General features: G+C 38.7%; 23 protein-coding genes. 13 read left to right on the top strand and 10 right to left on the bottom strand.

Annotation, left to right across the window (positions count from 1 at the left end; genetic code table 11):
- Positions 1-37: 37 nt before the first annotated feature.
- Genes FFM51_RS02490 through trxA form a run of 3 tightly spaced genes read left to right on the top strand, consistent with a single transcriptional unit; the run spans position 38 to position 2,053 of the window.
- Positions 38-916, top strand: coding sequence for an RluA family pseudouridine synthase (locus tag FFM51_RS02490; RefSeq protein WP_137597092.1), 879 nt, complete (start codon positions 38-40; stop codon positions 914-916).
- 60 nt (positions 917-976) lie between these two features.
- Positions 977-1,726, top strand: a complete 750-nt coding sequence (locus tag FFM51_RS02485) for a TerC family protein (protein ID WP_137597091.1) — start codon at positions 977-979, stop codon at positions 1,724-1,726.
- Positions 1,727-2,053: a thioredoxin gene (trxA, locus tag FFM51_RS02480; protein WP_137597090.1), complete on the top strand. Its 327-nt coding sequence runs from the start codon at positions 1,727-1,729 to the stop codon at positions 2,051-2,053.
- 101 nt (positions 2,054-2,154) lie between these two features.
- Here trxA and FFM51_RS02475 read toward each other — a convergent pair whose 3' ends face one another.
- Positions 2,155-3,108, bottom strand: coding sequence for an aldo/keto reductase (locus tag FFM51_RS02475; protein WP_137597089.1), 954 nt, complete (start codon positions 3,106-3,108; stop codon positions 2,155-2,157).
- 103 nt (positions 3,109-3,211) lie between these two features.
- Between FFM51_RS02475 and FFM51_RS02470 the strand changes: the two genes are divergently transcribed.
- Positions 3,212-4,087, top strand: a complete 876-nt coding sequence (locus tag FFM51_RS02470) for an NAD(P)-dependent oxidoreductase (RefSeq protein ID WP_349720518.1) — start codon at positions 3,212-3,214, stop codon at positions 4,085-4,087.
- A 138-nt stretch (positions 4,088-4,225) separates the two neighbouring features.
- On the opposite strand, the gene FFM51_RS02465 is transcribed toward FFM51_RS02470, so the two are convergent.
- The 3 genes from FFM51_RS02465 to trpX are packed head-to-tail and all read right to left on the bottom strand — an operon-like array spanning position 4,226 to position 6,871.
- Positions 4,226-4,990 carry an ABC transporter ATP-binding protein gene (locus tag FFM51_RS02465; RefSeq protein ID WP_137597087.1) on the bottom strand — a complete coding sequence of 255 codons (765 nt, stop codon included), beginning with the start codon at positions 4,988-4,990 and terminating at the stop codon, positions 4,226-4,228.
- Positions 4,983-5,882, bottom strand: coding sequence for an ABC transporter permease (locus FFM51_RS02460; RefSeq protein WP_137597086.1), 900 nt, complete (start codon positions 5,880-5,882; stop codon positions 4,983-4,985). Before FFM51_RS02460 ends, FFM51_RS02465 begins: the two co-directional genes overlap by 8 nt.
- A complete protein-coding gene (trpX, locus tag FFM51_RS02455; protein WP_137597085.1) occupies positions 5,879-6,871 on the bottom strand; it encodes a tryptophan ABC transporter substrate-binding protein in 993 nt (330 codons plus the stop codon). Before trpX ends, FFM51_RS02460 begins: the two co-directional genes overlap by 4 nt.
- Positions 6,872-7,542: 671 nt before the next feature.
- Between trpX and serC the strand changes: the two genes are divergently transcribed.
- The 4 genes from serC (at position 7,543) to FFM51_RS02435 (ending at position 12,855) form a co-directional block, all read left to right on the top strand.
- The gene (gene serC, locus FFM51_RS02450; protein WP_137597084.1) at positions 7,543-8,613 is read left to right on the top strand and encodes a 3-phosphoserine/phosphohydroxythreonine transaminase; all 1,071 of its coding nucleotides are present in this window, start codon (positions 7,543-7,545) and stop codon (positions 8,611-8,613) included.
- A 1-nt stretch (position 8,614) separates the two neighbouring features.
- Positions 8,615-9,817 (top strand): phosphoglycerate dehydrogenase, encoded by a 1,203-nt coding sequence (locus FFM51_RS02445; protein ID WP_137597083.1) that lies wholly within the window; start codon positions 8,615-8,617, stop codon positions 9,815-9,817.
- The gene (locus FFM51_RS02440) at positions 9,817-11,058 is read left to right on the top strand and encodes a DUF1015 domain-containing protein (protein WP_137597082.1); all 1,242 of its coding nucleotides are present in this window, start codon (positions 9,817-9,819) and stop codon (positions 11,056-11,058) included. Before FFM51_RS02445 ends, FFM51_RS02440 begins: the two co-directional genes overlap by 1 nt.
- A gap of 804 nt (positions 11,059-11,862) precedes the next feature.
- On the top strand, positions 11,863-12,855 hold the full coding sequence (locus FFM51_RS02435; protein WP_137597081.1) for a ketopantoate reductase family protein: 993 nt from the start codon (positions 11,863-11,865) through the stop codon (positions 12,853-12,855).
- Positions 12,856-12,917: 62 nt separating this feature from the next.
- Here FFM51_RS02435 and thrB read toward each other — a convergent pair whose 3' ends face one another.
- Both thrB and FFM51_RS02425 read right to left on the bottom strand, forming a co-directional pair.
- The gene (gene thrB, locus FFM51_RS02430; RefSeq protein ID WP_137597080.1) at positions 12,918-13,784 is read right to left on the bottom strand and encodes a homoserine kinase; all 867 of its coding nucleotides are present in this window, start codon (positions 13,782-13,784) and stop codon (positions 12,918-12,920) included.
- Positions 13,785-13,804: 20 nt separating this feature from the next.
- The gene (locus FFM51_RS02425; RefSeq protein ID WP_137597079.1) at positions 13,805-15,088 is read right to left on the bottom strand and encodes a homoserine dehydrogenase; all 1,284 of its coding nucleotides are present in this window, start codon (positions 15,086-15,088) and stop codon (positions 13,805-13,807) included.
- A gap of 114 nt (positions 15,089-15,202) precedes the next feature.
- Between FFM51_RS02425 and thrC the strand changes: the two genes are divergently transcribed.
- Positions 15,203-16,696, top strand: a complete 1,494-nt coding sequence (gene thrC / locus FFM51_RS02420) for a threonine synthase (protein WP_137597078.1) — start codon at positions 15,203-15,205, stop codon at positions 16,694-16,696.
- A gap of 202 nt (positions 16,697-16,898) precedes the next feature.
- On the opposite strand, the gene FFM51_RS02415 is transcribed toward thrC, so the two are convergent.
- Positions 16,899-17,279, bottom strand: a complete 381-nt coding sequence (locus tag FFM51_RS02415) for a VOC family protein (RefSeq protein ID WP_137597077.1) — start codon at positions 17,277-17,279, stop codon at positions 16,899-16,901.
- A 267-nt stretch (positions 17,280-17,546) separates the two neighbouring features.
- Here FFM51_RS02415 and FFM51_RS02410 point away from each other — a divergent pair, with 267 nt between their 5' ends.
- Positions 17,547-19,094, top strand: coding sequence for an ABC-F family ATP-binding cassette domain-containing protein (locus FFM51_RS02410; protein WP_137597076.1), 1,548 nt, complete (start codon positions 17,547-17,549; stop codon positions 19,092-19,094).
- Between the two features lie 228 nt (positions 19,095-19,322).
- Here FFM51_RS02410 and FFM51_RS02405 read toward each other — a convergent pair whose 3' ends face one another.
- Entirely contained in the window at positions 19,323-19,949 is a 627-nt protein-coding gene (locus FFM51_RS02405; RefSeq protein ID WP_137597075.1) for an HAD family hydrolase, read from the bottom strand.
- A 219-nt stretch (positions 19,950-20,168) separates the two neighbouring features.
- Positions 20,169-21,080, bottom strand: coding sequence for a proline-specific peptidase family protein (locus FFM51_RS02400; RefSeq protein WP_137597074.1), 912 nt, complete (start codon positions 21,078-21,080; stop codon positions 20,169-20,171).
- Between the two features lie 113 nt (positions 21,081-21,193).
- Between FFM51_RS02400 and FFM51_RS02395 the strand changes: the two genes are divergently transcribed.
- Both FFM51_RS02395 and FFM51_RS02390 read left to right on the top strand, forming a co-directional pair.
- A complete protein-coding gene (locus tag FFM51_RS02395) occupies positions 21,194-22,174 on the top strand; it encodes a biotin--[acetyl-CoA-carboxylase] ligase (RefSeq protein ID WP_137597073.1) in 981 nt (326 codons plus the stop codon).
- Entirely contained in the window at positions 22,167-22,703 is a 537-nt protein-coding gene (locus tag FFM51_RS02390; protein WP_137597072.1) for a biotin transporter BioY, read from the top strand. Before FFM51_RS02395 ends, FFM51_RS02390 begins: the two co-directional genes overlap by 8 nt.
- On the opposite strand, the gene FFM51_RS02385 is transcribed toward FFM51_RS02390, so the two are convergent.
- Positions 22,691-25,090 (bottom strand): Xaa-Pro dipeptidyl-peptidase, encoded by a 2,400-nt coding sequence (locus tag FFM51_RS02385; RefSeq protein ID WP_137597071.1) that lies wholly within the window; start codon positions 25,088-25,090, stop codon positions 22,691-22,693. The genes FFM51_RS02390 and FFM51_RS02385 overlap by 13 nt on opposite strands.
- Positions 25,091-25,239: 149 nt before the next feature.
- Between FFM51_RS02385 and FFM51_RS02380 the strand changes: the two genes are divergently transcribed.
- Positions 25,240-26,322 carry an ABC transporter ATP-binding protein gene (locus FFM51_RS02380; protein WP_137597070.1) on the top strand — a complete coding sequence of 361 codons (1,083 nt, stop codon included), beginning with the start codon at positions 25,240-25,242 and terminating at the stop codon, positions 26,320-26,322.
- Positions 26,323-26,332 lie beyond the last annotated feature (10 nt).

Below are 26,332 nucleotides of genomic sequence, written 5' to 3'. Positions count from 1 at the left end.
AGTGTTCCTTTCAGAGCTAGAAAGTGAGTAAGTATTAATGAAAACTTGGCAGGTTACAAATCAACTGAGACCTAATTTTCAGCCGTGTAATTTACGTAGTTTATTAGAACAGCAATGGTTGTTGCCACATCGAGTTGTGCATTTTTTACGCGTGCGGCAAGATGTAATGGTCAATCATAAATATTTACCCATGAATTATACCGCAAATGCTGGCGATTTGATTAGCATGAATTTTTTAGCGAGTGACTTTAGAACTAGCCAATCAAATTATCTTAAGGACGGTAATACCAAAGTTGAAGTGTTATTTGAAAATGAGCATCTATTGGTGGTTAACAAACCTGCTGGAGTTAAAACGCATCCGAATCAACCACTGGAACGCGGAACATTAATGAATTTTGTAGCTAGTTATTTATTGCAAAGTGGTTCTGCTCCTTACATGGTTCATCGAATCGATCAACAGACGAGTGGTGCAATAATTGTTGCTAAAAGCCCGGTGGTGGTACCAATTTTAGATCGACTAATTAGCACAAAACAAATATCACGGGATTATTTTGCTTGGGTAGCAGGGACATTTGATCAATTACAAGGTCAAATTAATTTACCAATTGGACGTGATCCACTGGATAAACGTAAGCGAATGATTGCAGGACCACAAGCACAACCAGCGTTGACATCCTATCAGGTTATCAGAAAACAGGATGATAAAACGCTGGTTAAATTGGAATTAGGGACGGGCAGGACACACCAATTGCGAGTTCATCTGGCAGGAATTGGACATTCAATTATTGGTGACCCATTGTATTCTAGTATTACCAATGAAAAAATGTTGCTGCATGCAGCCTCGTTACAACTAATTTTGCCATTTGAACAGACAAAAATAAAAATTAATGCGCCAATTCCAGACTATTTTAAATAATTTGTAGTAGAATGGTTTTTTGGTGGAGAACCGATTGTTTACAATATTGGAGGAAAATTATTGTCACTTTTAGAAAACCTGTATGGTCCTTTTTTTGATTTACATAACTGGGCCACAGTAATTGAGTCAGGAAATGACTGGCTAGTTATCTTTTCCTTGGTCATGATTGAATGTTTATTGTCGGTTGATAATGCAATTGTATTAGCAGCCCAAACGCGTGCTTTGCCTGATAAAAAGGAACAAGAGAAGTCTCTTTTTTATGGTATTTGGGGTGCGTATATTTTCAGATTTTTAATTATTGGAATTGGGACCTACCTAATTAATTTTTGGGTGATTAAAGTGGTTGGTGCCTTGTATCTACTTTATTTATCAGTCCGATTTTTCTACCATAAAATTAATGGAGGCCGACCGAAAAAGATCATTCGGATGCCTAAAAAAAGGTTTCTGTCTTTGTTTTGGTCAGTTGTGATCCAAATTGAGCTAATGGATATTGTTTTCTCTGTTGATTCAGTGTTAGCTTCATTAGCTATTTCAAGTAATCCGGTCATTGTTTTAATTGGTGGCTTGATTGGAATCTTGTGCATGCGTGGTGTTGCGGAAGTAATTATGCGATTGATGCATCGAATTCCTGAACTAGAGCCCATGGCCTACTTACTAATTGGGCTGATTGCGGTTAAATTATTTTTGACGATTCCAATGATTGATATTGAAATATCATCGGGTGCATTTGGAATTTTTATTGTAGTAATGTTTGTACTGACGTTTGTGGTGCACTGGATACGAAGTGGATTGAAGCGAGGAAAAAACTAAATGGCAGTGATTGCGACGAAAGAAAATTTTGATGAAACGACAAAGGGACAATTAACTCTGGTCGATTTTTGGGCGCCTTGGTGTGCATCATGTAAAATGACAGAACCAGTATTAGAACAGCTCGAACAAGAGTATGGCGAACAAATCAAATTTGTAAAATTTAACGTTGACGAGAGTCAAGAAATTGCAATGAGTTGCAAGGTAATGAGTGTCCCTAGTTTAGTGGTATTTAATGACGGGATTGCCAAGGAAAAAGTAACGGGAGTCTATCCGAAGGCCAAGCTAAGTAAATATTTAGATAAAAAGTTAGAACAGTACACAAACTAAAATAGTAGAAGCTGAGAACGATTCTAATCAGAATCGTTCTCAGCTTCTACTATTTTAGAGTTAAAGTTAATATAATGAAGTCGAGAGAATCTAGTTTTTGTCTATGGTAATGTATGTCCCGCTGCAAAGTAAATGTCATACCATTCTTGTTTATCCAGTTTAACTTCGGCACCAGCAATGCTTTCCTGTAAATGTTGTGGATTCATTGATCCTAGCAGTACTTGAATGTTGTGTGGCATTCTAGTGATCCAAGCGGTTGCAATACCATTTTTAGTGACATGATATTTATCAGCAACTTCTTGTAATTTAGCATTCAATTCAGGGAACTTGGGATTATCAATAAATGTTCCTTCGAACATTCCATACTGATAAGGAGACCAAGCTTGAATATTCATCTTATGGAATCGTAAATACTCTAGCAAACCGCTATCATGATCAACACTATCTGGATCAGTCATATTTACATGAATACCGCTGTCAACCATTCCAGTATGCATTACGCCAAACTGCAGTTGATCGACAATCAATTTTTGATTTAGAGTATTTTGCAAGACGTTAATTTGACTAGCGTTAAAATTGGAAACACCGAAGTGACGAACTTTACCACTAGCCTGCAATTCATTGAATGCATCAGCGATTTGCTCGGGTTCCATCAGTGGATCGGGACGATGCAACAAAAATGAATCCAAATAATCAATATCTAAACGTTCTAAAATACCATCGATAGCTTCTAATAAGTGTTGTTTAGAAAAATCGTATCGTTGACCGAAAACCAGGTCGCCGGTGCTACGCTTAGGGTCTAATACAATGCCGCCTTTAGATTGAATATAAATATCATCGCGTGAAAATGAAGCTTGTTTCAAAGCTGCACCGAATGTTTTTTCTGAGTTCCCGTTAAGATAGATATCTGCAGCGTCATAAAAATTGACGCCTGCATTGTAGGTTGTTTCGATTACTTTAGTTGCGTCTGCGACACTTAATGAGCCCATACGCATGATTCCTAGTGCGATTTGAGAAGCATTGATGCCACTTTCACCGAGCTTAATTGTTTTCAAACTTGCCATCTCCTTAAAATTATTATCGCCTCAAGTTTAGCACTCTTTCTTCTTTTCGTGGTAGGATAATGGCGTGAGTGAGAGATGCTGCAAAGAAAAGGAGCTGGCCAAAATGAAAATCGGATTTATCGGAACTGGCGTCATGGGAACTGGAATTATTAATAACTTGTTAACCGCAGGACATGAACTGACGGTTTATAATCGAACTAAAAGCAAAGCGGATAATGTGTTAAACAATGGAGCTCATTGGGCTGATACACCAGCTAAAGCTACGGTCAATAATGAGGTTGTCTTCACAATGGTTGGTTATCCACAAGATGTTGAGGAAGTTTATTTTGGGAACCAGGGAATCTTTAGTGTAGCAGAGCCTGGTCAGCTAATAGTTGATATGACAACTAGCACACCATCGCTAGCAATTAAAATCGGTGCTTATACCGATAAAAATGGACTATTAGCTTTGGATGCCCCGGTATCTGGAGGGGATATTGGCGCCAAAAATGCCACTTTAACAATTATGGTAGGCGGTAACAAGACCGCATTTGACAAATTGGTGCCGCTTTTTAAACAGGTGGGACAAAGGGTTAATTATTTCGGATCTTATGGTGCGGGCCAGCATGCTAAAATGGCCAATCAAATTATGATTGCTGGAACGATGACGGGATTAACAGAAATGCTGGTCTACGCTAGGGCAGCTAAATTAGATTTGCCAACTGTGTTAGAAACGTTAAATTCTGGTGGCGCAGCTAATTGGAGCATGGCAAATTATGTTCCGCGTATCCTGAAAGGCGACTATACCCCTGGATTTTTTGCTAAGCATTTTTTGAAGGATTTGCGGATCGCGTTAGATGAGGCTGATAAGATGAACTTAAATTTACCGGCTACCAATCAAGCTAAACAGCTATATGAACAGTTGGTTGATCAACGTAATTTGGGAAATGATGGAACACAGGCACTGGTTAAGTTGTGGTGGGAAAGTTAGTTTATTGCTGAATTGCCATTGTTTTGCATGTTATTTTGAAACGTGCTCACAGCCACAAAAATTTTCATGTAACATAAAAATAGTATGACCGAATTCGGTCATACTATTTTTCTACATTCTAACTTTTAAACGCGGATTCTATAGCTCAAAATACTCATACAGCCGATCCGTTGTCAGTTGCTCTTTTTCTACACCCTTGAAGTCAGCTTTAATTTTGCCGTCGTCTAATACTACTAATCGATTGCCATATTTTAGGGCATCTTCAAGGTGATGGGTGATCATTAATGCTGTTAGATGATCCTCATTAATGCGTTTGTTGGTTGCGTGTAATAATTCTTGACTGGTTCTTGGATCTAGTGCTGCTGTGTGTTCGTCTAGTAAAATTACATCTGGACGTTTTAATGTGGCCATTAAGAAACTCAATGCCTGACGTTGACCACCAGACAGGTTTCCAGTGGCAGTGTTCATTCTTTGTTCCAGACCATTGTTCATGGTGGATGCTAGTGCAGTAAATTCAGCCATATTTTGTTTTAGTTGACGTGGTTTTAAAAGTCGTCTTTCCCCACGCTTTTGGGCCAAAAGCAGATTTTCCGCAACAGTCATTCGTGGTGCTGTACCCAATTTAGGATCTTGAAAAACACGACTTAAAAATTTAGTCCGTTCCTCTTCATTTTGGGTTGTAATATCTTGATCGTGTAGCAGTATTTCACCAGAATCGACAGGTAGGTTACCACCAATTACGTTAAATAAGGTTGACTTACCAGCCCCATTAGCGCCAACAATAGTGATGAAATCACCATCGTTAATCGTTAGATTTAAATTTTTTAGGATTTCAGTTTCACTGGATGTACCCTTGTTAACTAGGGTTACAATATTTTTTAATGCCAAAATTGGTTTAGTCATCAACCCTAACCCCCTTTGATAAAATATGGTCTAAGTGTAGGGCTTTTTTGAATTGTGGCAACATCATGCATAGTGCTAAGACAATTGATGAAAGCACATTTAGATCGTTGGCACTGAATCCTAACTGCAAAACTGCTAGTAAAATCAAACGGTAAATAATACTTCCTAATGTGACCGCTACTAATCGTTGGTTTAATGTTAATTCACCAAAGACGACTTCACCGATAATGATGGAGGCTAGCGCAATCACGATAGTACCAATTCCCATATTAATATCCGCATAGCCGTTACTCTGCGCAATTAGGGCACCACAGATACCCACCATTCCGTTGGAAACCATTAATCCCATGTTTTTCATGTTATCGGTGTGGATTCCAAGTGATTTGGCCATTTTTTCATTATCCCCAGTGGCGATAAAAGCTTGACCTAAATCAGTCTGAAGAAAGAAAATTAAGATAATAGTGATAATAGCAATGATCAGCATTCCTAAAAAGACACTATCAAAATAAGTCGGTAGACTTGATAAAAACTTTGTTTTAAGGAGTGTTTTTTGACCTAACAGCGAAGTGTTTGATTTACCCATGATTCGCAAATTAATTGAGTAAGCTGCGGTCATCGTTAAAATTCCAGCAAGAAGAATTGGAATTTTGCCTTTAGTGTATAGCAGTCCAGTAATCAGGCCCGCAACCATTCCTGCTAGAAAAGCAAGGAAGGTAGCCATTAATGGTGACATTCCGTGAACGATTGCAGTTACAGCGACGGCAGCACCTAAAGGAAAGGTACCTTCAACGGTCATATCAGGAAAATCTAAAATTCTAAAAGTTAAAAATAAACCTAGTCCAAGGATAGCCCATAATAGTCCTTGACCGATTGCTGAGACAATTAAATTCATTTGAAGACCTCCCCATTTTTTTGTGCATCCCGTAAGAATGATGCTGGTATGTGTAAACCTAATTTACGGGCTTGTTTCAAATTTAAAGTTGGCTCACCATGGCGAATATATTGAATTGGTGTGGTAGCTGTTTTCTTTTTCCCTTTAAGAATTTGTCCAGCTAACTCGCCGCTTTGAACGCCTAATTTGTATTGATTGACGCTGTATGTTGCAACACCACCATCTTTTACCATTGTATCAACAGTAGGGAAGATGGGCTTGCGCGCAGCATCCGCATTTTTAACTAATGTCTGCATGGCACCAGCAATGGTATTGTCGGTTGGAACAAAAACTGCATCCACTTGAGTCATCATTTCCTGTGATACTTGATTAAGATCATTACTATTTGAAATTGAGTACGTTTTTAGATTAACGTGTTTTTCTTTGCATAATTGTACGAATTTCTTTTCTTCAGTCACTGCCGAGTTATCACTTGACGTGTAGATGATGCCAAGCGTTTTTAGATTCGGCATGAAGGACTGAATTAACTCTAATTGTTCTTCCAATGGAGCTTGGTCAGAGACTCCAGAAATATTACCCCCGGGGTGCTTATTATCTTTGACCAATCCAGCAGACTTAGGATCTGTTACAGCGCCTAAGACAATTGGAATTTTGGTTGTCGTGTTGGCCAATGCCTGTGCAGCCGGAGTTGTGATTCCAACCAACACATTTGAGTTATTGTTGACGAGCTTAGAACTCATTGTTTTCAAATTACTTTGGTCACCCTGAGCATTTTGATAATCAATTTTGATGTTTTTACCGTCGTGGTAGCCCTCTTTGGCTAACCCGGCAACCACACCCTTATGAATTTGATCCAAAGCTGGCTGGTGCATCAAGGTTAAAATACCAACAGTTGGTGTTTTTTCTTTGGTAACCAAGCCACCCTCTTTAAAATAAGCAAAACCGAGAAAAATCAAAATAATAGCTATAAAAGCATACATACGTTTCATAATCACTACCACCTTTATCCAAATTAGAGTGTTTTTTAACCGATACGACTTCGTAGGCTAAGATAATTGTACATTGTTCGCTGGTTTCGCGAATGATGGACAATTGGCTTAGCCCAGAAGTTTGGTTAAAACAACACGGTCCAAAACAAAAAGGAGTCTCCATCACAGGGACTCCTTCTTAACTCCAAAAGAAAAAGCCTGCAATGGAAAATCCATGCAGACTCGCAAAACTTAATAAGTCGGCACAGATATAATCTGAAAACTCAGGTCATATCTGTGATGAACACACATAACCTGAATTACCGGCTTTGCCAACGGCTATTCAATTGTTGTGTTAATTTGCTCATATGACTTAATCTCCCACGTCGTCTTAATGTGCATAAGTATAGTTGAAACAGAAGATAGTTGTCAATGAAGAATTTTTAATTTTAACGCTTAAAACAATATAAAAATATTTATGTACATCAATAGTACGGTCAAATCCCATATTTTAAACGAAAATTAAGATCGTAAAGTCAAAAAATAAATATTTTTATTTTTTAATTTTAATAACGAATAAACATTGTTATAACAAACTTCCTAGCACAAAAAAGATAAAACTGATTAATAAATTGATTGCATAATTATTTTCAATCAGTATGATGAAAATAATTGAAATGGGAGGCACATAGATGACGGTATATAATTTTTCAGCAGGACCAGGAGTGTTGCCAGCAGCGGTGCTCGATCAAATCCAAACAGAATTAAAGTCTTTTAACAGTAGTCAAATGAGCATTTTAGAAATTAGCCATCGCTCTCAGCAATATATCGAGATGCAACAAGCGGCTGAAGATAGTTTACGCGATTTGATGCAAATTGATGATCGTTATGCGGTGTTGTTTTTGCATGGCGGAGCAACCCTGCAGTTTACAAGTGTACCGCTAAATATGACTGATCATCATCACCACGTTGCCTATATTAATTCCGGTCATTGGGCGCAAAAAGCAATGGATGCAGCCAACAAAATTAATGGATTAGCGGTTGATGAAGTATCCAAAATGACAAGCCAACTTCCTGAGATTAGACCATTAAATGATATGCCGCTGGATTATATACACTTAACTACCAATAACACAATTGAAGGGACAGCGTATCATCAAGTTCCAGTCAATATCGGGCCATTAGTTGCCGACATGTCGTCGAATATTCTTGCAGAACCGTATGATATTAATCAATTTGATTTAGTCTATGCGGGAGCGCAAAAAAACATTGGTCCGGCTGGAATGGCAGTTGTGATCGTCAAGCGTAACCGGTTGACAAATCACCCGAAGATATCTGATGTTATGAATTATTGGTTAGAAGATCAGAAGCATTCTGAGTTAAATACGCCACCAGTTTTCTCGATCTATGCTGCTGGTTTGGTATTTAAATGGCTCAAAGAATTTGGCGGCGTCCCAGCCATTTACCAACAAAATTTGGCACAAGCCAATTTGTTATATGACTTTATCGATAATTCAACAATTTTTAATAATTCGGTTAACGTTGCTGAACGATCGTTAACGAACATTGTGTTTAGCACTGGTAACGATCAGTTGGACCATCAATTTAGTTCTGAGGCTAACGAGCAAGGACTAATTGGGTTGGCTGGACACAGACTAGTTGGCGGCATGCGTGCTAGTCTCTACAATGCGATGCCTAATGCTGGTGTACAGGCCTTAATTAAATTTATGCAACAATTTGAATTAAATCATGGAGGACTTTAATATGTTTGCAATCAAAACTTACAACGTCATCTCAAACGTTGGACTAGCCGTTTTTCCAAAAAATAAATACAGTATCAATGGAGTGCAAGAACCTGATGCACTATTAATTAGAAGCCAAAATTTACATCGCAACGTTTTGCCAGTTAGTTTGTTAGCAATTGGTCGTGCTGGGGCAGGGGTTAATAATATTCCACTACAAAAGGCGAGTGAAAATGGTGTCGTTGTTTTCAATGCACCGGGGGCAAATGCAAATGCAGTAAAGGAATTAATAATCGGGATCTTAATCTTAGCATCTAGACCAGTTATTCCAGCAATCGCTTGGACAAAATCTTTATCTTCAGGAAAAGAAGCTGATGTGACACTTCAAGCTGAAGCGGGTAAAAATCATTATCGTGGCACTGAACTATCCGGAAAAACAATTGGAGTTATTGGGCTAGGGGCAGTTGGATCAAAGGTTGCTGATACTGCTCGGCAATTAGGAATGCATGTCATTGGTTATGATCCGTATATTTCAGTTGAGCATGCTTGGCAAGTAACTAGCGACATCAAACGTGCTACCACGTTGAAAGAAGTTTTGTCACAAAGTGATTATGTGACGATTCATATTCCATACAATGAACAAAATAAAAATCTTATTGGAGCCAACGAACTTTTGATGATGAAAAAAGACGCGATCCTACTGAATTATTCGCGTAACGGGATTGTGGAGGAGGCACCTGTATTAGCAGCACTAAACGTAGGGCATCTGGCACAATACTGGACTGATTTTGCGTCTGATGAGTTATTAAAACACGATCAGGTAGTAGTAACACCGCATTTAGGTGGCACGACGCAAGAAGCAGAAGATAATTGCGCAGAAATGGTTGCTAATACTTTACGGTTGTACCTAGAAACTGGTGAAATTGAGCATTCTGTAAATTATCCAGCGGTAAGGATGCCATTTAATTCGCCCTATCGTCTGACTTTTTTACATCAAAACGTGCCAAATATGTTAGGCCGCATTACAACGGTGTTAGCAGATTTCAATATTAATATTGCTAACATGATTAATGCTTCCAAAGACGATTTTGCCTACACTTTGATTGATGTAGATGCACCAATGAATGAAGAACTTTATCAGGAATTTGAAAAAAAATGTCTCGCAATTAATGAAATTATTCGGGTACGTGGTATCGCCAAACCAACTGACGAGGAGGAAGCATAATGGTTAAATTTAAACCGTTTAAGGCCATTCGACCACCATTTGAATTAATGAACCAAGTGGCATCACTACCATATGACGTGTTGGATGATCAGCAAGCTCGTGATGCAGCTAAAAATAAACTGTCATTTGTGCATATTGATCGAGCGGAAGTAGACCTTGATCCTTCAATTGATCCTTACGATGATCGAGTTTATCAGCAAGCTCGGCAGACCTTAGTTGACTGGATTGAAGATGGTACGTTAAAAAAAGATGAACGTAATTCATACTATGCCTACGCAATGACGCTGAATGGAAAGCGGCAGATCGGAATTGTGGGTGCTGCAAGTGCAGCAGACTATGAAAATGATTTAATTAAAAAACATGAATTGACGCGAGCTGCCAAAGAAGCCGATCGGATTAAGCATATTGATGTCACAAATGTTAATTCGAGTCCCGTTTTACTGACTTATCGTGATCAAAATGAAATTATGGACGCTATTACAGCTTTTTGTGATGAAAATACGCCAGATGCATCATTCACAGCTTTTTTTGGAGTCCAACATGAAGTTTGGCAGTTACCAGAGAGCTTCAATCGCTTGGAAAAAATATTTGCTACACAAGTGCCTGCATTCTATATTGCTGACGGACACCATCGAGCTGCTTCAACAGTTAAAGTAGCTCAAAAAAGGCGTCGAGAATTTCCCAATGAGGGACCAAATGCAGAATTTAATTATTTTTTAGCCATTGCGTTTCCACAAAGTGAGTTAAAGATTTGGGACTATAACCGTGTAGTGAATGTTCCAATTCCGGATAATTTCTTGGCAGTTTTGGAACGAAAATACCATGTTGCTGTGATGGGCCAAGCTAAACGTCCTGGTCGACGAGGACAAATCAGCATGTATTGGAGTAATCAATGGTTTTCTTTAGACCCGCTAGAACAACCGGATCAAGCCGATCCTGTGGCAAGATTAGATGTCTCTGCCTTACAACACAACATTTTAGAAGATGTTTTTGGATTACATGATATAGCTCATGATAAAAGAATTAATTTTGTTGGCGGTATTGAAGGACTAGAAAAATTACAGTCGCTGGTTGATGATGGGGAGTATACAGTGGCATTTGCAATGTATCCAACTACCATGGAGCAATTATTAGCAGTGGCAGATGCTCATCAATTAATGCCGGCTAAGTCGACTTGGTTTGAACCTAAATTATTGAGTGGCTTGTTCATTCATGATTTAGCTAAATTAAAAAAAGATTAATTTACAAACGTTGATAAAAAGCTTTTTAATAATGTTAATTAAAAATAAATGAGAAAAAGTGTTGACAACCAGGTAAATAAGTTTGTATACTAGCGTCAACAAATTTGATGAACAGCGTGCAACTTAGATGATGGAGTAGTTGTTAGCGAACTTTTCAGCAAGCATCGTTGATGAGAAGATGTAAGTTCCTAGTGATTAAAGATGGTCTAAAACGTTAATCTTTTTCGAGAGATTAGGGGCAGACACCCAATATAATGTCGAGGTATTAATAACAGTACCCGTCGAGTTGGCATATGTGAGTATGTCATAAATTCAAGGTGGTAACACGCAAAAGCGTCCTTGTCGTAATTAAAATTACGGCAAGGACGCTTTTTTCATCAAATTCCAAGTTAAACATAGTAATACTTCTACTCACAACACATATCGCGCTACATAGAGAGGATGATTTTGTATGACACATAGTAAGTTTAAAACAACCAATGTTAACTGGCCACATTTATTGAGCCTATCAGAATGATTTAAGTTGCTGCAACGTGCTTGCTGAGGCAGATAGCTAGGGATAAGCCAACGACGATGACCAAATAATTTAAGACCAATTATTCAATCACCGTTGCTAACTTAGTCTATGACATCTGAGTGCCTCAGATCGCACTCTAATTTGAAACGTGTTCTCGGCCAAAACAGTTTCCGTGTAACAAGCAAAGTGATCTCATGATTAAAGTTCAAATCATAAGCTCCCTTTGCCCGTTACACTCCAACTGCTAACCGTGGTCGATCACACTCTAATTTGAAAGGATGATATAAATGAAATATGGTGTAATTGGTGCAGGTGCAATGGGTGTACGATTTGGTACGATGATTCAAGAAAATGCGGGTTGTAACGTTGATTTTATTGATACATGGGAACCAAACGTTGATAAAATCAGAGAACAGGGCGGAGTTTATGTCGCTCGTGATCATGAAAATAAGCATATTGTACCAATCAATGTATATTATCCAGAAGAATATCAAGGCGATCCAGATGCTTGGATTATCTTTGTAAAACAAATGCAATTAAAAGATGTTATGAAGCGGTGTGCGCCATTCTTTAAAGACCATCAAGTCGCCTTTTCAGCAATGAACGGAATGGGTCATTTTGATATCATCAATCAATATTTTCCTAAGGAACGAATTATTGGTGGTACGGCAATGATTGCGACTGTTTTCAATGGCCCCGGCGATGTCGATTTTATGGGAGCACAGGGAACCGAAGTAATGCACATGTGTAACTTTGATGAGCAAATTAATGACTATACTAACGCAATTGAAGCTGATTTTAAACAAGCCGGATTAGGACCGGTTGTGACTCAAAACTTTATGGGTACGATGATGTCAAAGGTTGTGTTCAATGCAGTTGTTAACACGATTTGTACAATGTTTGAAATTCAAATGGGTCAGTTTATCCAGTATCCTGGGGTTCGTGAAATGGCTACTCAAATGTTTAATGAAGCATATGATGCATGTGAGCGTGCAGGAATTAAATTAGTTGAAACCCGCCAAGAAGAAATCGATTCGGTTGAAGCTGTTAGTCACGCCTACGCTTATCATTACCCATCAATGTACCAAGATTTTTCTAAGAATCGACCAACCGAAGTTGATTACATCAATGGCTACATTGCAAAGATTGGCCGAGAACACGACTATGTTTGTCGCACCCATGAATTTGTGGTTCACGAAGTTCACTTAGCAGAACAGATGCGACAATTTAAGGCACGATTTGAAGTTAAAGATGAGCAGCCGGTGGCTGAAGAAGTATAAAAATAGACACAAAAAAGCATGTGGTTGTGGGCACCACATGCTTTTTTTCGTCTCATTAGTTTTTACTGAATTACCTGGACTCCAGCTGACTCAATATTAAGTTGCACTACAGCATCATTAAAGCCATGTACAGCTAACTGAGTAATAAACGGAGTCACTTTTTCTGGTGGCAAAATGGTCATCACAGTTGGACCAGCACCGCTCAGATAGGTGCCAATTGCTCCACAGGCATGTGCAATTTTGCGAATTGGAAGTAGTTCAGGCACCAATCTTTGGCGAAATGGCTCATGAAATTCGTCAGCTTCAATCAATTGACCAGCCAATGTAAAGTTTTGTGTTAGTAACGCCGCAACAAAGGTATTCGCAATCGAGCTTGCATGCTTAGCAGCCTTAAAGTCTAACTGAGCGGGCAAGGCGTTTCGACTATCGCTTGTTTTAAGCTCATAGCTTGGAATGTAGGCAACGAATGCTAACTCCGGGAAAGGGGCCTTAACGGCCACAAAATGATCATTGATGTTAGTTCCAATAACCAAGGCTCCCAAAATAGCTGGAGCAACATTATCTGGATGGCCTTCAAAGTGACAAGCATATTCAAGCTTCTGGTCATTTGTTAACCGTAAATCGCCTAACTGATTTGCTAACTCAATTCCTGCAACAATGGCAGACGAACTGCTACCCAATCCACGGGTGACAGGAATATCTGTTCTCATTTTCAAGTGATGAGGTTTGATGGTTGGTGCAACTTTTAGGGCTGTGGCAACAATTAGATTAGTTTTATTGGCTGGAATTCCAGGCCCCAAATTGTGGCTGATTGTCCAAGTTTTGGTTTGCTCGGCAACTTCCACAGTTAAAAATAAAGAAACGGCAATTCCAATTGAGTCAAAGCCAGGTCCTAAATTTGCACTAGTGGCGGGAACTTTAATTTGCATCGTAAGTTGCTCCCTTCTGGTTAGTTTGTGAGTACTTTGTAGGCCGCAACTAGATTAATTGATTCAATATGGCCTATTTCATTTATTAATTGAGCTAACTGAACTTTTGACATTTCGTGGGTAATAATTACCACACGGGCAGAATCTGTATCGTTTTTAGTTTGAACGATTTGACTAAAACTAGCACCAATTTTAGTCATTAACTGGGTCAGTTTTAGCATTTGTCCAGGAACATCGAGCATGTCTAATGATAGGTAATAGGGGTAATTGATGTCCTTAGCGACAACCAAACTGGTTTCATGTTGGTAGTTATTAAATGAATTGCCAGTGGTACCTAAAACAATGTTTTTAGTTACTGAAACAATGTCGCTTAAAACACTGTTAGCAGTTGGTAATCCACCTGCACCGGGTCCGTAAAATAAGGTTTCGCCAACGGCACTACCTGTTACCATAACGGCATTATTTTCGTTGTTAATAGTGGCAAGGGGATGATCCTTGGCGACGAGGACGGGAGCAACCTCAGCAAAGATGCCATCATTTATGCGTTTTGAGATACCTAACAATTTAATGGTGTAGCCAAAGGAATCTACCTGTTCAACATCAGCTAATTGAATGTTTTGGATTCCTTCAACTTTCATGTCGTCGATTGATAGGTGCGTACCAAATGAAAATTGACTTAGAATAATCATTTTATAAGCAGCATCAATGCCGGCAACATCGTTTGTCGGGTCGCTTTCGGCGAAACCAAGTTCTTGCGCTTTTTTAAGGGCTTGTTCGTAACTCCAATTTTGTTGCTGCATTTGTGTCAAAATATAGTTGGTTGTGCCATTAACAATTCCTTTAACTTCAAGGATTTGATCGGCCGCAAAACTGTTAACGATGGTGCGTAAAATTGGGATTCCGCCAGCTACACTTGCTTCATAAACCAAATCACAATGATTATCATGAGCAATTTTGGCCAATTCATCGCCAAAAGAGGCAATCAAATCTTTATTAGCCGTCACAACATGTTTTTTAGCATTTAATAGTGCGGTGATAACTTCTTTAGCTGGATGAATACCTCCCATAACTTCAACGACAATTTTAATTTCGGGATCATTAATAATTTGATTTAAATCATCGGTCAATAAAACGTTGTCTGTATTTACCTGGCGTGGTTTGTCTACGTCATGGACAACAATTGTTTTGACACTTAATTTACGACCAGTAATATTAGAAATTTTGGCCTGATTTTGAGTGACCATTTGTAAAACACCGCTACCGACCGTTCCTAATCCAACTAATCCAATTTTGATTGTTTCCATATTATTTACCCCAATTTTTATTTGATATCACTTAAAGAGTATTTTAGCATAGGCAAATGCATCACGCATAGTTTATAATTGGTAAAACGAAATTATGCTGGAGGCTGAATGATAATGGAATACCGAAGTACACGTGGTAATCGAAAACAACGGTTAACCGGAGCTGCTGCTGTTTTACAGGGGCTTGCTCCGGATGGTGGGTTATATGTCCCAGTTAAATTTCCGCAACCAGAATTTAAGCTGGGAGAAATGAATGGATTATCATATCAGCAGGTTGCCAAAACAGTTTTAAAGTGGTTCTTTGATGACTTTTCTGATGACCAACTAGACAGGAGTGTTTTAGCGGCATACGGTGAGCAATTTGATCGAGCAGAGATTGTTTCAGTCACCAATAATAAGGCTGGTAATTACTATATGGAGTTATTCCATGGCCCCACGCTAGCATTTAAAGATTTAGCACTACAAGTGTTGCCACAATTGATGACTAATGCAGTTGAAATTCAACAGTTAAAGCAACAAATTGTTATTTTAACAGCTACTTCAGGTGATACAGGAACTGCATCTATGCGAGGCTTTCGTAATGTAACGGGCACGCAGGTAATTGTTTTTTATCCTGAAGGGGGCGTTAGTCCGGTCCAATTAAAACAAATGCTGTCTCAGCAGGGTGATAACTTACAAGTTGTGGCTGTAAAGGGTAATTTTGATAAAGCTCAATCGATGGTTAAACAGATTTTCAATGACCGTGAATTTAACCAACAACTGCATGATCGGGGAGCCCAATTTTCTTCGGCAAATTCAATGAATATTGGCAGATTGATCCCACAGATAGCATATTATTTTTATACTTATGGTCAGCTGGTTAACCGCGGTGAAATTAGTAACGGAGAAGCTATCAATTTTGCGGTACCAACCGGAAATTTTGGGGATATTTTAGCAGGCTACTATGCTAAGAAAATTGGCTTGCCGATAAAAAAGCTCATCTGCGCCTCCAATCAAAATAACGTACTCACCGATTTCTTCAAAACGGGAGTATATGACCGTAATCGTCCATTTTATTTAACTAATTCACCATCGATGGATATTTTAGTTTCAAGTAATTTAGAGCGATTGCTGTTTATGATTGCTGACGAAGATGAGCAGTTAGTGATTAGTTTGATGGAGCAACTGCAGCAAAGCGGTAAATATGAAATTTCTACAGCAATGAAGAATCAATTAGATGACTTTGTGGCGGGTAGTGCTAATGAGGATGAAATTAGTCAAGAAATCAAACGAGTATTTGATGAGGATGGTTACGCAATTGATCCACATACGGCAGTGGCATCAAGTGTTGCTCATCGGTATCAACAGAAATCAGGTGACAAGACGCCAACTGTAGTTGTTGCGACTGCCAGTCCATATAAGTTTCCAGAGACTGTTTTTGCGGCAATTACTGGTAAGTCAGTAAAACAAGTGGGGCTTTCAGCAGTCACACAGCTAAATGAATTGTTACAAGATAAATTACCGGCAGGAATTCAAGAACTTTTTGAAGTAGAGAGTAAAAAAGAGACTGTAATCGAACCAGAGAGAATGGAAGAAACAATTATTAAGAGTGTGCCCAACCGCGATTAAAACTGTGAATACAACGTAAAAATACCACTTACATGGGTGAATTTGGTTCCATGTAAGTGGTATTTTTGGTTGTACGCAGACTTTTGGGTTGGCGAACATGTTTAACAATGAAAAATAAAACTTGATGTGGCTGTTTTCGTTGCATCAATATAATGCTCTCAGCAAAACATATATGATCAACGTTAGTTAGTTGGGTAGGAACTCAAATATATTCTGCTATTTCAATCAAATTATTATCAGGATCATTAATGTAAAATGAAGTTATCTTACCGTGAGCACCATTGCGTTCTACTGGTCCTGCAATGATTGGTACATAATAACTGATGAGATGGTTTTTAACTTCCTCTAATGGATCTTTGACAATGATACAAAAATCGGCGGATCCTGGAGTAGGGACCCCTGCCACTGGGGGATGGGGTTTATCAGTTAGTTGAAATTTGATAGCTTGTTTGCCACAAAGGACTGATTGGCGACCATCATCTGTTTGAACAATTGGCATGTCAAAAACTTCATGATAAAAGCGCAGAGTTGCCGCTAAATCTGTGACAGTCAGTGTAATGTGATCAATATCTTTAATTTTCATATAAGACGGCTTCCTTTGAAATTAGTATTGAAAATATTATAGCATACCGTTTGACGCTCTCTGGGCGATTGTGATAGTGTATGAACATTGAGCTTAAAAGAGTACGGTAGTTGTAAATATAAATTAACTTGTAATGATAAACGCGCTGGAATAATTTAAATGTTTAGCACAGCTTGTTATAGGTGTTTTTTTGCGACTAGCAACGCGGTTTAGCATAGGAAGAAAAAGGCTTATCCATTAATAGCTAGGTCTTTAAGGGTGGTAAAAATGAGTTTATTAGAAGTTGAAAACCTAAGCATGAGTTTTGCGGATAAAAAGTTATATGACGACGCAAGCTTTCAGCTTAACCAAAATGAACATATGGGCATAGTCGGCCAAAATGGTGCAGGTAAAAGTACACTGATTAAAATTATAACTGAGACTGTTTTACCAGTAACTGGTGATATTAAATGGCAGAAGAATATTCGGATTGGTTATTTGGATCAGTACGCTGATATTCCTGATGGAACAACATTGATTGATTTTCTCCATACTGCATTTGCTGATTTGTACAAGATCAATGATTTGATGAATGCGTGCTATGAAGAATATGCCACTACGATGGAAGATAAGTTGCTGGAGCGTGCTGGTCGTTATCAAGAACAACTTGAAGCACGTAATTTTTATGATATTGAAACAGAAATAAATCGAGTAATGAGTGGACTGGGATTAAATGACATTGGGGCAGACCATGTTGTATCGCAGATGAGTGGTGGGCAACGCTCTAAGATTATTCTGGCTAAGTTATTGCTAGAAAGTCCAGACGTTATTTTGCTAGATGAGCCGACTAATTATTTGGATACATCGCATATTGAATGGTTAATTGAATATTTGAATGATTTTGCTGGCGCTGCAATGGTTATTTCTCATGATTATGATTTTTTGGAACAAGTGACAAATTGTATTTGCGATGTTTCATTTGGTAAAATCACAAAATATCGTGGAAGCTTTAAACAAGCGATGCGTCAAAAAGAGGAACGTAAGGAAGCACAATTACGCGAATATGAAAAGCAACAAGTTCAAATTGAAAAGGCTCAGAAGTTTATTACAAAAAACAAGGCTGGTTCGAAAGCTACAATGGCTAAGTCTCGTGAAAAAATGTTAGCGCGAATGGATAAAATTGATCCACCAAGTGAAAATTTACGGGCTAGTTTCAAATTTCCATATGAAGATACTGGTTCGCAAAATGCGCTTCGCGTGGAAGAACTATCTGTGGGATACACACACCCTTTATTAGCGCCAGTGACGTTTTCAATGACGATGGGTGAGAAATTAATTTTTAAAGGATTTAATGGAGTTGGAAAGTCCACTCTAATCAAGTCGATTTTAGGTAAAATACCGGCTAAAAGTGGTGAATCAGAATTTTCGCCATCTGCGCGAGTGAATTATTTTGATCAAGACTTAGAGTGGGATAACGACCAATTGACACCACTCCAGACGATTCAAGAGATGTTTCCAACAATGATGCCAAGAACTATTCGAACAAGGTTAGGTGGAGCGGGAATCAATGCTGCAAATGCGATGAAACCGATGAATCTACTATCCGGTGGTGAACAAACTAAAGTTAAGTTAGCCATTCTTGAATTGACGCCATCTAACTTTTTAATCATGGATGAACCAACTAATCATTTAGATGACGAAACAAAAGCCGGACTAAAAAAAGCATTACAAGAATTTCCAGGTAACTTGATCTTAGTTAGTCATGAAGAGAGTTTTTACTCAGGTTGGGTTGACAAGATTTTAAATGTGGAAAAACTAAGTCTAAAAAAAGTGTGAATTGAAGCGAATAGATGTCGTAGGCTAAGCCAATAATGGCGATTAATAGATCGGTTCTTGATTTATTGATCGTCATTATTGGTTTAGTCCTAGACATTTGCCTCAATTAACACGTTTCTAAAAAAGAATATAACGTAAAAAGTGCTCCTAGATGACCAGAATGGCCATGTAGGAGCACTTTTATGCCTTAGGAATATAAAAAAAGGTAAGCAGCATATAATTATATACTTAAAGCAGCTTTATTAGTTCACTAGGATGCTCTAACGGAAAGTCTGCCTCTCCCAGATTTTCAGGCTGAACTGAGCCCCATAGGGCAGAACCAAATTTAATACCAGCAGCATGGGCAGCAGTTAAGTCATTGATTGTATCGCCAATATAAATGGACTCTGCGGGATCTGCATTTACTTTTTTTAGTCCGGCCAGTATGGGATCCGGATCTGGTTTATGTTTTTGTGTATCATCAGCAGTTACATGGGCGTCAAAATATTTTGAAATTGAAAAATTAGGTTCAAATTCGTTAACATATTCATCGTTTGTTTTTGAGGTAGCAATAACGAGTTTAATATCAGGTTGTGCTTTAAGTTGAGTTAACATTTCTGCAATCCCCTGAAAAACAGATACTTGGTCATCATTTTGATAAGCAAGTGCGAACCATTCTTTGAAAATTGGTTGTAGGTCAGCTTCTTTTACCCCAACTGCACGTAAAGCATCTAGGGCAGTAATTCCAAACACCTTGGTAAGTTCCTTATATTCACGTTGGTAACCATGTTTGGCCAGAGTTTGTTGGAGTGCTGGAATGTACATTTTAATTGTATCAATTAGAGTACCGTCAACATCAAAAATAAAATTTTTCATTTGGCAAACTCCTATCGTTTTTATTACTTATATCATAGCAGATATATGGTGGTGGAAGAAAGTTTTGCAATTCTTTTATTGATTCAGACATGATCAATAATTGTTGAAATATGCTTACTGATTGCCAGAGTCTGCTCGTAACAAAAAATAACACTGATATGGGCGATTTTTCCACATCAGTGTTATTTTTTGACTCTTAAATGCGGTTGGACGCACTTTCTAGTCCTTGAAGTTTCCACTTTCTACATCTTTGATGAATGTAGCTAAATGATCGAAATACACTGGAGCATTGTCAATCATGTGATGATGACCACCGTTTGGAGTAGTTGCTAAACGGGCATGTGGAATTTGTTCTGCCATGCGCTTTGCAGTTGCTAACGGCATGGTTTCGTGTTCACCAAAAGTAATTAGTGTTGGCATTGTAATGTTTTTAATTTGGTCGCGCACATCCCATTGATCCAATTTTCCGGTAATCACAAATTCGTTATCACCTTGGAAAGCGTTATAGACAGGAGTGGCCATTGTACTAATCAAATGAGAAATTGCAGGTGGCTGTTTACGATCAACGTAGCCAGCGTTCAATATGTCAACGTAACCTTGATAACGTTCATTATCGTAGTCATTTCTAGCTTCACATTCCTTCATGTAAGCCACTGCATCAGCAGGTAGTGCATCTTCACGCACTTTATTAATATTGGTAACATACTCGTCAATATTATCAACCATTGATGAAATGATAGCCCCTTTTAGGTGTTGCCCATATTTCAAAGCGTACATCTGAACTAATGCACCGCCCCAACTTTGACCGATCAAGTAAAAGTTATCAAGACCTAGTTTTTGCCGTACTTCTTCAACTTCGTCCAAGAAATAGTCGTAGGTTAAGTATTTAGCAGCAGTTTCAGGATCAGAATAATCAGGCTGATCAGAATAAAATGATCCTAATTGATCATATATATGAACTGTTACATCTAGTCCTTGTTTTTTAAGTTCTTGTGCAAAATTTTCCCAATATTCATGGGTGCCACCAGGGCCACCGTGTAAACAAAGTAAATGGATGTCACCAGTACCTTGCGTGTTGGTCCAAAGATGATAACCATTGTCGAGTGTCAAAATTGTTGTTCCTTGTTTCATCAGATCACCTATTTTCTAATAAATTGATACTAGTGTAGCGCTTTTTAAAAGGATTGCCAATTATGTTTAATTTTGTTAACCTTATTTAAAAATAGGTTAACAAGGAGCCGCTCATGACCACAAAATCAGTTGTCTTACAGTATTTGAATGAACACAAAAATAATTGGACTAGTAGTGCAGAGTTGGTGTCGCAACTACAAGTCTCTCGGACTGCTATTTGGAAAGCAATTAAGCAATTGCAGGCAGATGGTCAACAAATTATTAGTCAGTCAGGTAAGGGATATCGGTTTACCCCAAATCAACAATTAAACCAAACAATTATTAGCCAGGGAGTTAAGGCGGCTTGTGCTATTGAGGTGTACGACACAATTGATTCAACCAATCGTCGTGCCAAGCAACTAGCAGCAGATAATGGTAAGAAACCAGCTGTTATAGTAGCTAATCAGCAAACTAGTGGATACGGGCGATATGGACGCGAATTCTATTCACCTGCACAAACCGGAATTTATCTAAGCTTCTTGTTACCAATTGGACATCAATTAACACACCCTGGACTATTAACGACTGGGACTGCAGTGGCTGTGGCACGAGTTTTGGAACAGCAATATCAGATTGAGGTTGGAATTAAATGGGTTAATGACTTAATAGTTCAAGGTCATAAAGTCAGTGGAATTTTGTCTGAAGCAGTAACTGACTTTGAGAGTGGGCAAATCGCTAATGTAATCACTGGAATTGGCATTAATCTTGAAAATAATCAATTAATTCCAGCTCAGCTACAAAATAAATTTGGGGCCCTCAACCAACATCATTTACAAGTTAACCGTAACGAAACAGTTATTGAAATTATCAATGCTTTTTGGCAAATGACAGCTAACTTTAATGCGGGGAAGTTGATGGATGAATATCGTAGAAGGTGCATCGTTATTGACCACGATGTCACTGTTAAAGTGGGCAATCAAATTATTGCTGGCCGAGTTGAAAATATTGATGATACAGGTGCTTTAGTGCTGAGAACAATTAATGGAAAGTTAAAAGCTTTAAGTGCGGGAGAAATCACAAAATTAAACATTATGGATGGAGATTATCATGGTTAAAACAAGGCTTAGAGGAGTTATCTATGCAGCCCAATTAGCTATTCTGCTGGCAATTAGCGCTCAAATTATTATCCCGTTACCGTTAATTCCATTTACTGCACAAACTTTAGCAGTCGGAATTTTGGCAACTATTTCTGATTTTAAATTGTCTGCTTGGACAATTGGTGGTTATTTATTACTAGGATTAGTTGGATTACCAGTGTTTGCGGGAGCCACTGCTGGAATAGGTGTGTTAGTGGGACCATCCGGTGGTTATTTATGGTCTTTTTTTCTCCAGGCTTGGATTATTAATAAATGTCGCAATGTAGGGGGCAAACAATATTTAGTTTTCGGTAATTTATTGGGAGCTTTAAGTCAGTTATTGATCGGCTCTGTTTGGTTAAAATTCGTGAGTCAATTATCGTGGACTGCTGCTTTTGGTGCCGGAACATTACCTTTTTTATTGCCCGGATTAATCAAAGGTGTGTTAGCTTCCTTAATTGGCCAGCTGCTGTTGAATCGGCTGCGAGCACCACTTCAGATGCGCTGAACGGTTGGGATGGTTAGTTGGCAGTCGTCCAAGTCTAATTGATACGTAATTGATTCGTTGCCGCGTTGAGTCATGGCGAAGTCAGTTGAAAAAATTATGACTCCTAGTTGATGGCCTAATGCAAGTTGATGAAAAATAGGCTGAAGTGCCAACTGAATATCGACAAACTGATTAGCTGTTAAGTCGTCATTTTCGCGCGCATTATGACGATTTTGTAAGTTAATGTGACCATAAGAAATTACCTTGAAATCAGTGGGGTGTGTGGCTAGTTGGAATTCACGTAGGTCGTCTTCACGCCATAAATGGCCAAGTTGCAGTCCTTTTCGTTCAATAATTGTGGGTGAGATATTAAAACGCTTGGTAGTCCCGAAATCAACCAGTTGGACACTGAGCAGCCCGTGATCAACTGAACTCGCTACTCGAGCATTCAACACAGGGGTACCACGAAGTAGCAGAGTATCCTTAGTTGACTGAGTTTTAAATTTTAAACTAAATTGATTTTCCTTAGTTGCTAGTGTATTTTGCCAGTCAGCTGGATTATGACAATATTGGTCGAAAGTGGTTTTTGTTAAATGATCATCAAACAATTGAACTTGCTGTTTATCATTAGTTGCAGTGGTTAATTGATGGTTACTAAAGTACCATCTTTGTGGCTGGTTTTCTTCCCAATTTTCGTAGCCACGCCAAGTTTGGGGATGCTGGTTATCTTGGACAATGACATTTGGTAGGGCAGTATCTGCGCCGTTATCGAGTTGCCATAACTTATTTGAGAGCCATAGATTAACCAAATCAGAAAAATCAAATGATTGAAAAGCATTTATATAGATATGTTGTCCTTGGTGCAATATAATTTTTTTGGTGATATTTTTGGGCAGCTGGTCCCAAACGGCTTTTGCTTGATTGGGCTTAACGTTCCAGTCATTTAAACCATGAACTAATAAAATATCGGCAGTCACATTTTTCAAATCAGGACGATAATTTCGTTCGGCCCAAAAGTCGTTATAATTACCAGTTTGACGGTCCATTGCCACTTGCATTTCGTGCAAATAACGATTAAAGACCGGTTTAACATTAAGATAGTCGGCCGCCACTTGTTTGCGACTAAAAGTTTCTGCGGCTAGAACGTCAGCATCTTCACCTTGAAAGCCACCAGGGGCCATTACTAATCCATTTTCACGATAATAATCGTACCAACTAGAGATAGCGGCTTCACTAATGATTGTTTTCAAACCAGAAATTCCGGTGGTTGCAGCGGCGGTCGCCAGAGTGCCTAAATATGATCGACCAGTCATGGCAACATTACCATTGCACCACCAAGCTTTGATTTCGATACCGTCTGTTTGATTAGTAAATGCTTTTCGTTTTCCAGTTAGCCACTCGATAACGGCGATGGTTGCGCTTGTCTGTTCTGGTGAGCCACAGGTCTGCATTCCACCTGAATCTTTTGTTCCAATTCCGGCAGCGTAGACAACTGCATAACCACGAACCAATAGATAGTCGTTCAAGGTGTACGAAGCCTCACGATTAAAGGTTTGGGTTGCTTGAGTGGCATTTCCATTAGTTGCTTGAAACTCGATTGGTTGTGAAAACGAAGTGGTAGTCACAGTTTTAGTGGTAGTTGCTTTATGGGCTAGTGGAACGTTCACGTTGTGTGTTAGCTCTTGTCCCCACTGATCGTTGGTCCCTTGATTGTATGGACTGGCTGTGTAGACCACAGGTACTTTTAGCTGCTGGTTAGTATCATTAGGTCGTAAAATTTCCACTTTTAATAAATCAGCTTTTTGATCACGGTCGGTATCTAAGGATGATTCCACATAAACGACTTGTCTAATTAGCTTATGGGGATCAAAAATTGCGACTGATTTACCGTTAAAAAAGACAGGTTTATTTTGGCTAGGTAAGTCGTATAGTGGGGTTAATAGACCTCGACTAGTCAGATTGTCTAGGAATGTTTGTCCTACTTTTGTATAGGTACATAGTAATAAATACCAAGCATCAATGACGGTTGCTTGATTCCATTTTGGCGGGGTTAAAATTGGTAACTGCATTTTTTGCATGCTATCGGCTATATTATGAATATCAAAATCTAATTCAGGTTCAAATTGTAATAGTTGTAATGCGACTAAGTAAAAACATTCAGTTGTGATAGGCTCATATGACTGTAGAAAATCGGTGACTGGTTGTGTTGGGGTAGCTAATAAGCCAGCCATAAATTCGGTGGTACTATCTTCGTTGGTTGATTCAGGGTAAGAAAGTTGTAAAAAGTGTTGCCAAAGTTCCTTAGAATTGGCAAAATGTAAGTCGCTGCTTAAAAAACCGATACGCGTTAATTCTGCGATTTTTTGTTCGTGCGATGTAGTAATAATACTAAATTGATTGTTTTTCATGGTATCGCTCCTCATGAATGGTTGTTTGACTGAATTGGGTTTATGTAGCCCGCAAAGATACGTATAATGAATTACGATAAGTGTACCAGACTAATAATGAAAATGAGTTAAAAAGAAAAATTATTTCCGGTTTCAATGGGGGTTATAAATTGGCAGATAATGTAATTGAATTTAAAAAAGTGAACAAAAGTTTTGATGAGACTAGAGTCTTAAATGAAATTGACTTTGAAATTGAGGCTGGCAAGTTCTATACGTTGCTAGGCCCGTCTGGATGCGGAAAAACAACTATTTTACGGCTAATTGCGGGATTCGCAGATGTCACCAGTGGAGATATTTTATTTGAAGGGCAAAGGGTTAATGGTTTACCGGCTAATGAACGGCAGGTAAATACTGTCTTCCAAGATTATGCACTTTTCCCACATTTAAATGTGTTTGAAAATGTGGCGTTTGGGCTAGAAATTCGCAAACTTAAAAAAAATGAGATCAAAATAAAAGTCGATGAAGCACTAAAATTAGTTCATCTAAGTGGGTATGGTCGTCGTGAAATTGCTGAATTGTCAGGTGGCCAGCAACAACGAGTGGCCATCGCTCGGGCAATTGTTAATGAACCTAAAGTTTTACTGCTTGATGAACCACTATCGGCATTAGATCATAAGTTACGAAAAGAAATGCAAGGTGAACTTCGCGATTTGCAACGGCGGTTGGGGATCACATTTATTTTTGTCACACATGACCAAGAAGAGGCGTTGGCCATGAGTGATCAAATCTTTGTCATGAACGCCGGCAAAATTTTACAAAGTGGTTCACCAGTTGATATTTACGATGAACCAATTAATCATTTTGTGGCTGACTTTATCGGCGAAAGTAACATTATTCCCGGTAAAATGCGTCAGGACTATATTGTTAATTTCGATGGACAAGACTTTGAATGTGTGGATGCGGGGATGAAACCTAATGAACCAGTTGAAGTAGTGATCCGTCCTGAAGACTTAGACATTGCGCCAATTGATACTGGACAGGTGAATGTTACAGTTGATACGCAGTTATTCCGTGGGGTCGATTACCAGATTACAGCGCACGATGCGATGAATAATGAATGGAAGATAAATTCCATTCATCCAACTAAGATTGGTCAAACAGTCGCACTCGCATTTGATCCAGAGGATATCCACATCATGCGTTATGGTGAAACAGAAGATGATTTTGATGCGCGACTAGAAACGTATGATTGAAAATCAATGA

The sequence above is a fragment of the Paucilactobacillus kaifaensis genome (assembly GCF_005405145.1).
Lineage (GTDB): Bacteria > Bacillota > Bacilli > Lactobacillales > Lactobacillaceae > Paucilactobacillus > Paucilactobacillus kaifaensis.
The sequence above is the reverse complement of the archived record's forward strand: the minus strand, read 5'-3'. Positions and strand labels throughout refer to the sequence as shown.

Coding starts and splice junctions, on each gene's coding strand:
- FFM51_RS02395 (WP_137597073.1), top strand. CDS start 21,194: ATGACCACAAAATCAGTTGTCTTACAGTATTTGAATGAACACAAAAAT.
- FFM51_RS02435 (WP_137597081.1), top strand. CDS start 11,863: ATGAAATATGGTGTAATTGGTGCAGGTGCAATGGGTGTACGATTTGGT.
- thrB (WP_137597080.1), bottom strand. CDS start 13,784: ATGCAAATTAAAGTTCCCGCCACTAGTGCAAATTTAGGACCTGGCTTT.
- FFM51_RS02425 (WP_137597079.1), bottom strand. CDS start 15,088: ATGGAAACAATCAAAATTGGATTAGTTGGATTAGGAACGGTCGGTAGC.
- FFM51_RS02390 (WP_137597072.1), top strand. CDS start 22,167: ATGGTTAAAACAAGGCTTAGAGGAGTTATCTATGCAGCCCAATTAGCT.
- FFM51_RS02440 (WP_137597082.1), top strand. CDS start 9,817: ATGGTTAAATTTAAACCGTTTAAGGCCATTCGACCACCATTTGAATTA.
- thrC (WP_137597078.1), top strand. CDS start 15,203: ATGGAATACCGAAGTACACGTGGTAATCGAAAACAACGGTTAACCGGA.
- FFM51_RS02490 (WP_137597092.1), top strand. CDS start 38: ATGAAAACTTGGCAGGTTACAAATCAACTGAGACCTAATTTTCAGCCG.
- FFM51_RS02385 (WP_137597071.1), bottom strand. CDS start 25,090: ATGAAAAACAATCAATTTAGTATTATTACTACATCGCACGAACAAAAA.
- FFM51_RS02460 (WP_137597086.1), bottom strand. CDS start 5,882: ATGAATTTAATTGTCTCAGCAATCGGTCAAGGACTATTATGGGCTATC.
- FFM51_RS02465 (WP_137597087.1), bottom strand. CDS start 4,990: ATGACTAAACCAATTTTGGCATTAAAAAATATTGTAACCCTAGTTAAC.
- FFM51_RS02415 (WP_137597077.1), bottom strand. CDS start 17,279: ATGAAAATTAAAGATATTGATCACATTACACTGACTGTCACAGATTTA.
- FFM51_RS02405 (WP_137597075.1), bottom strand. CDS start 19,949: ATGAAAAATTTTATTTTTGATGTTGACGGTACTCTAATTGATACAATT.
- FFM51_RS02410 (WP_137597076.1), top strand. CDS start 17,547: ATGAGTTTATTAGAAGTTGAAAACCTAAGCATGAGTTTTGCGGATAAA.
- trpX (WP_137597085.1), bottom strand. CDS start 6,871: ATGAAACGTATGTATGCTTTTATAGCTATTATTTTGATTTTTCTCGGT.
- FFM51_RS02445 (WP_137597083.1), top strand. CDS start 8,615: ATGTTTGCAATCAAAACTTACAACGTCATCTCAAACGTTGGACTAGCC.
- FFM51_RS02400 (WP_137597074.1), bottom strand. CDS start 21,080: ATGAAACAAGGAACAACAATTTTGACACTCGACAATGGTTATCATCTT.
- serC (WP_137597084.1), top strand. CDS start 7,543: ATGACGGTATATAATTTTTCAGCAGGACCAGGAGTGTTGCCAGCAGCG.
- trxA (WP_137597090.1), top strand. CDS start 1,727: ATGGCAGTGATTGCGACGAAAGAAAATTTTGATGAAACGACAAAGGGA.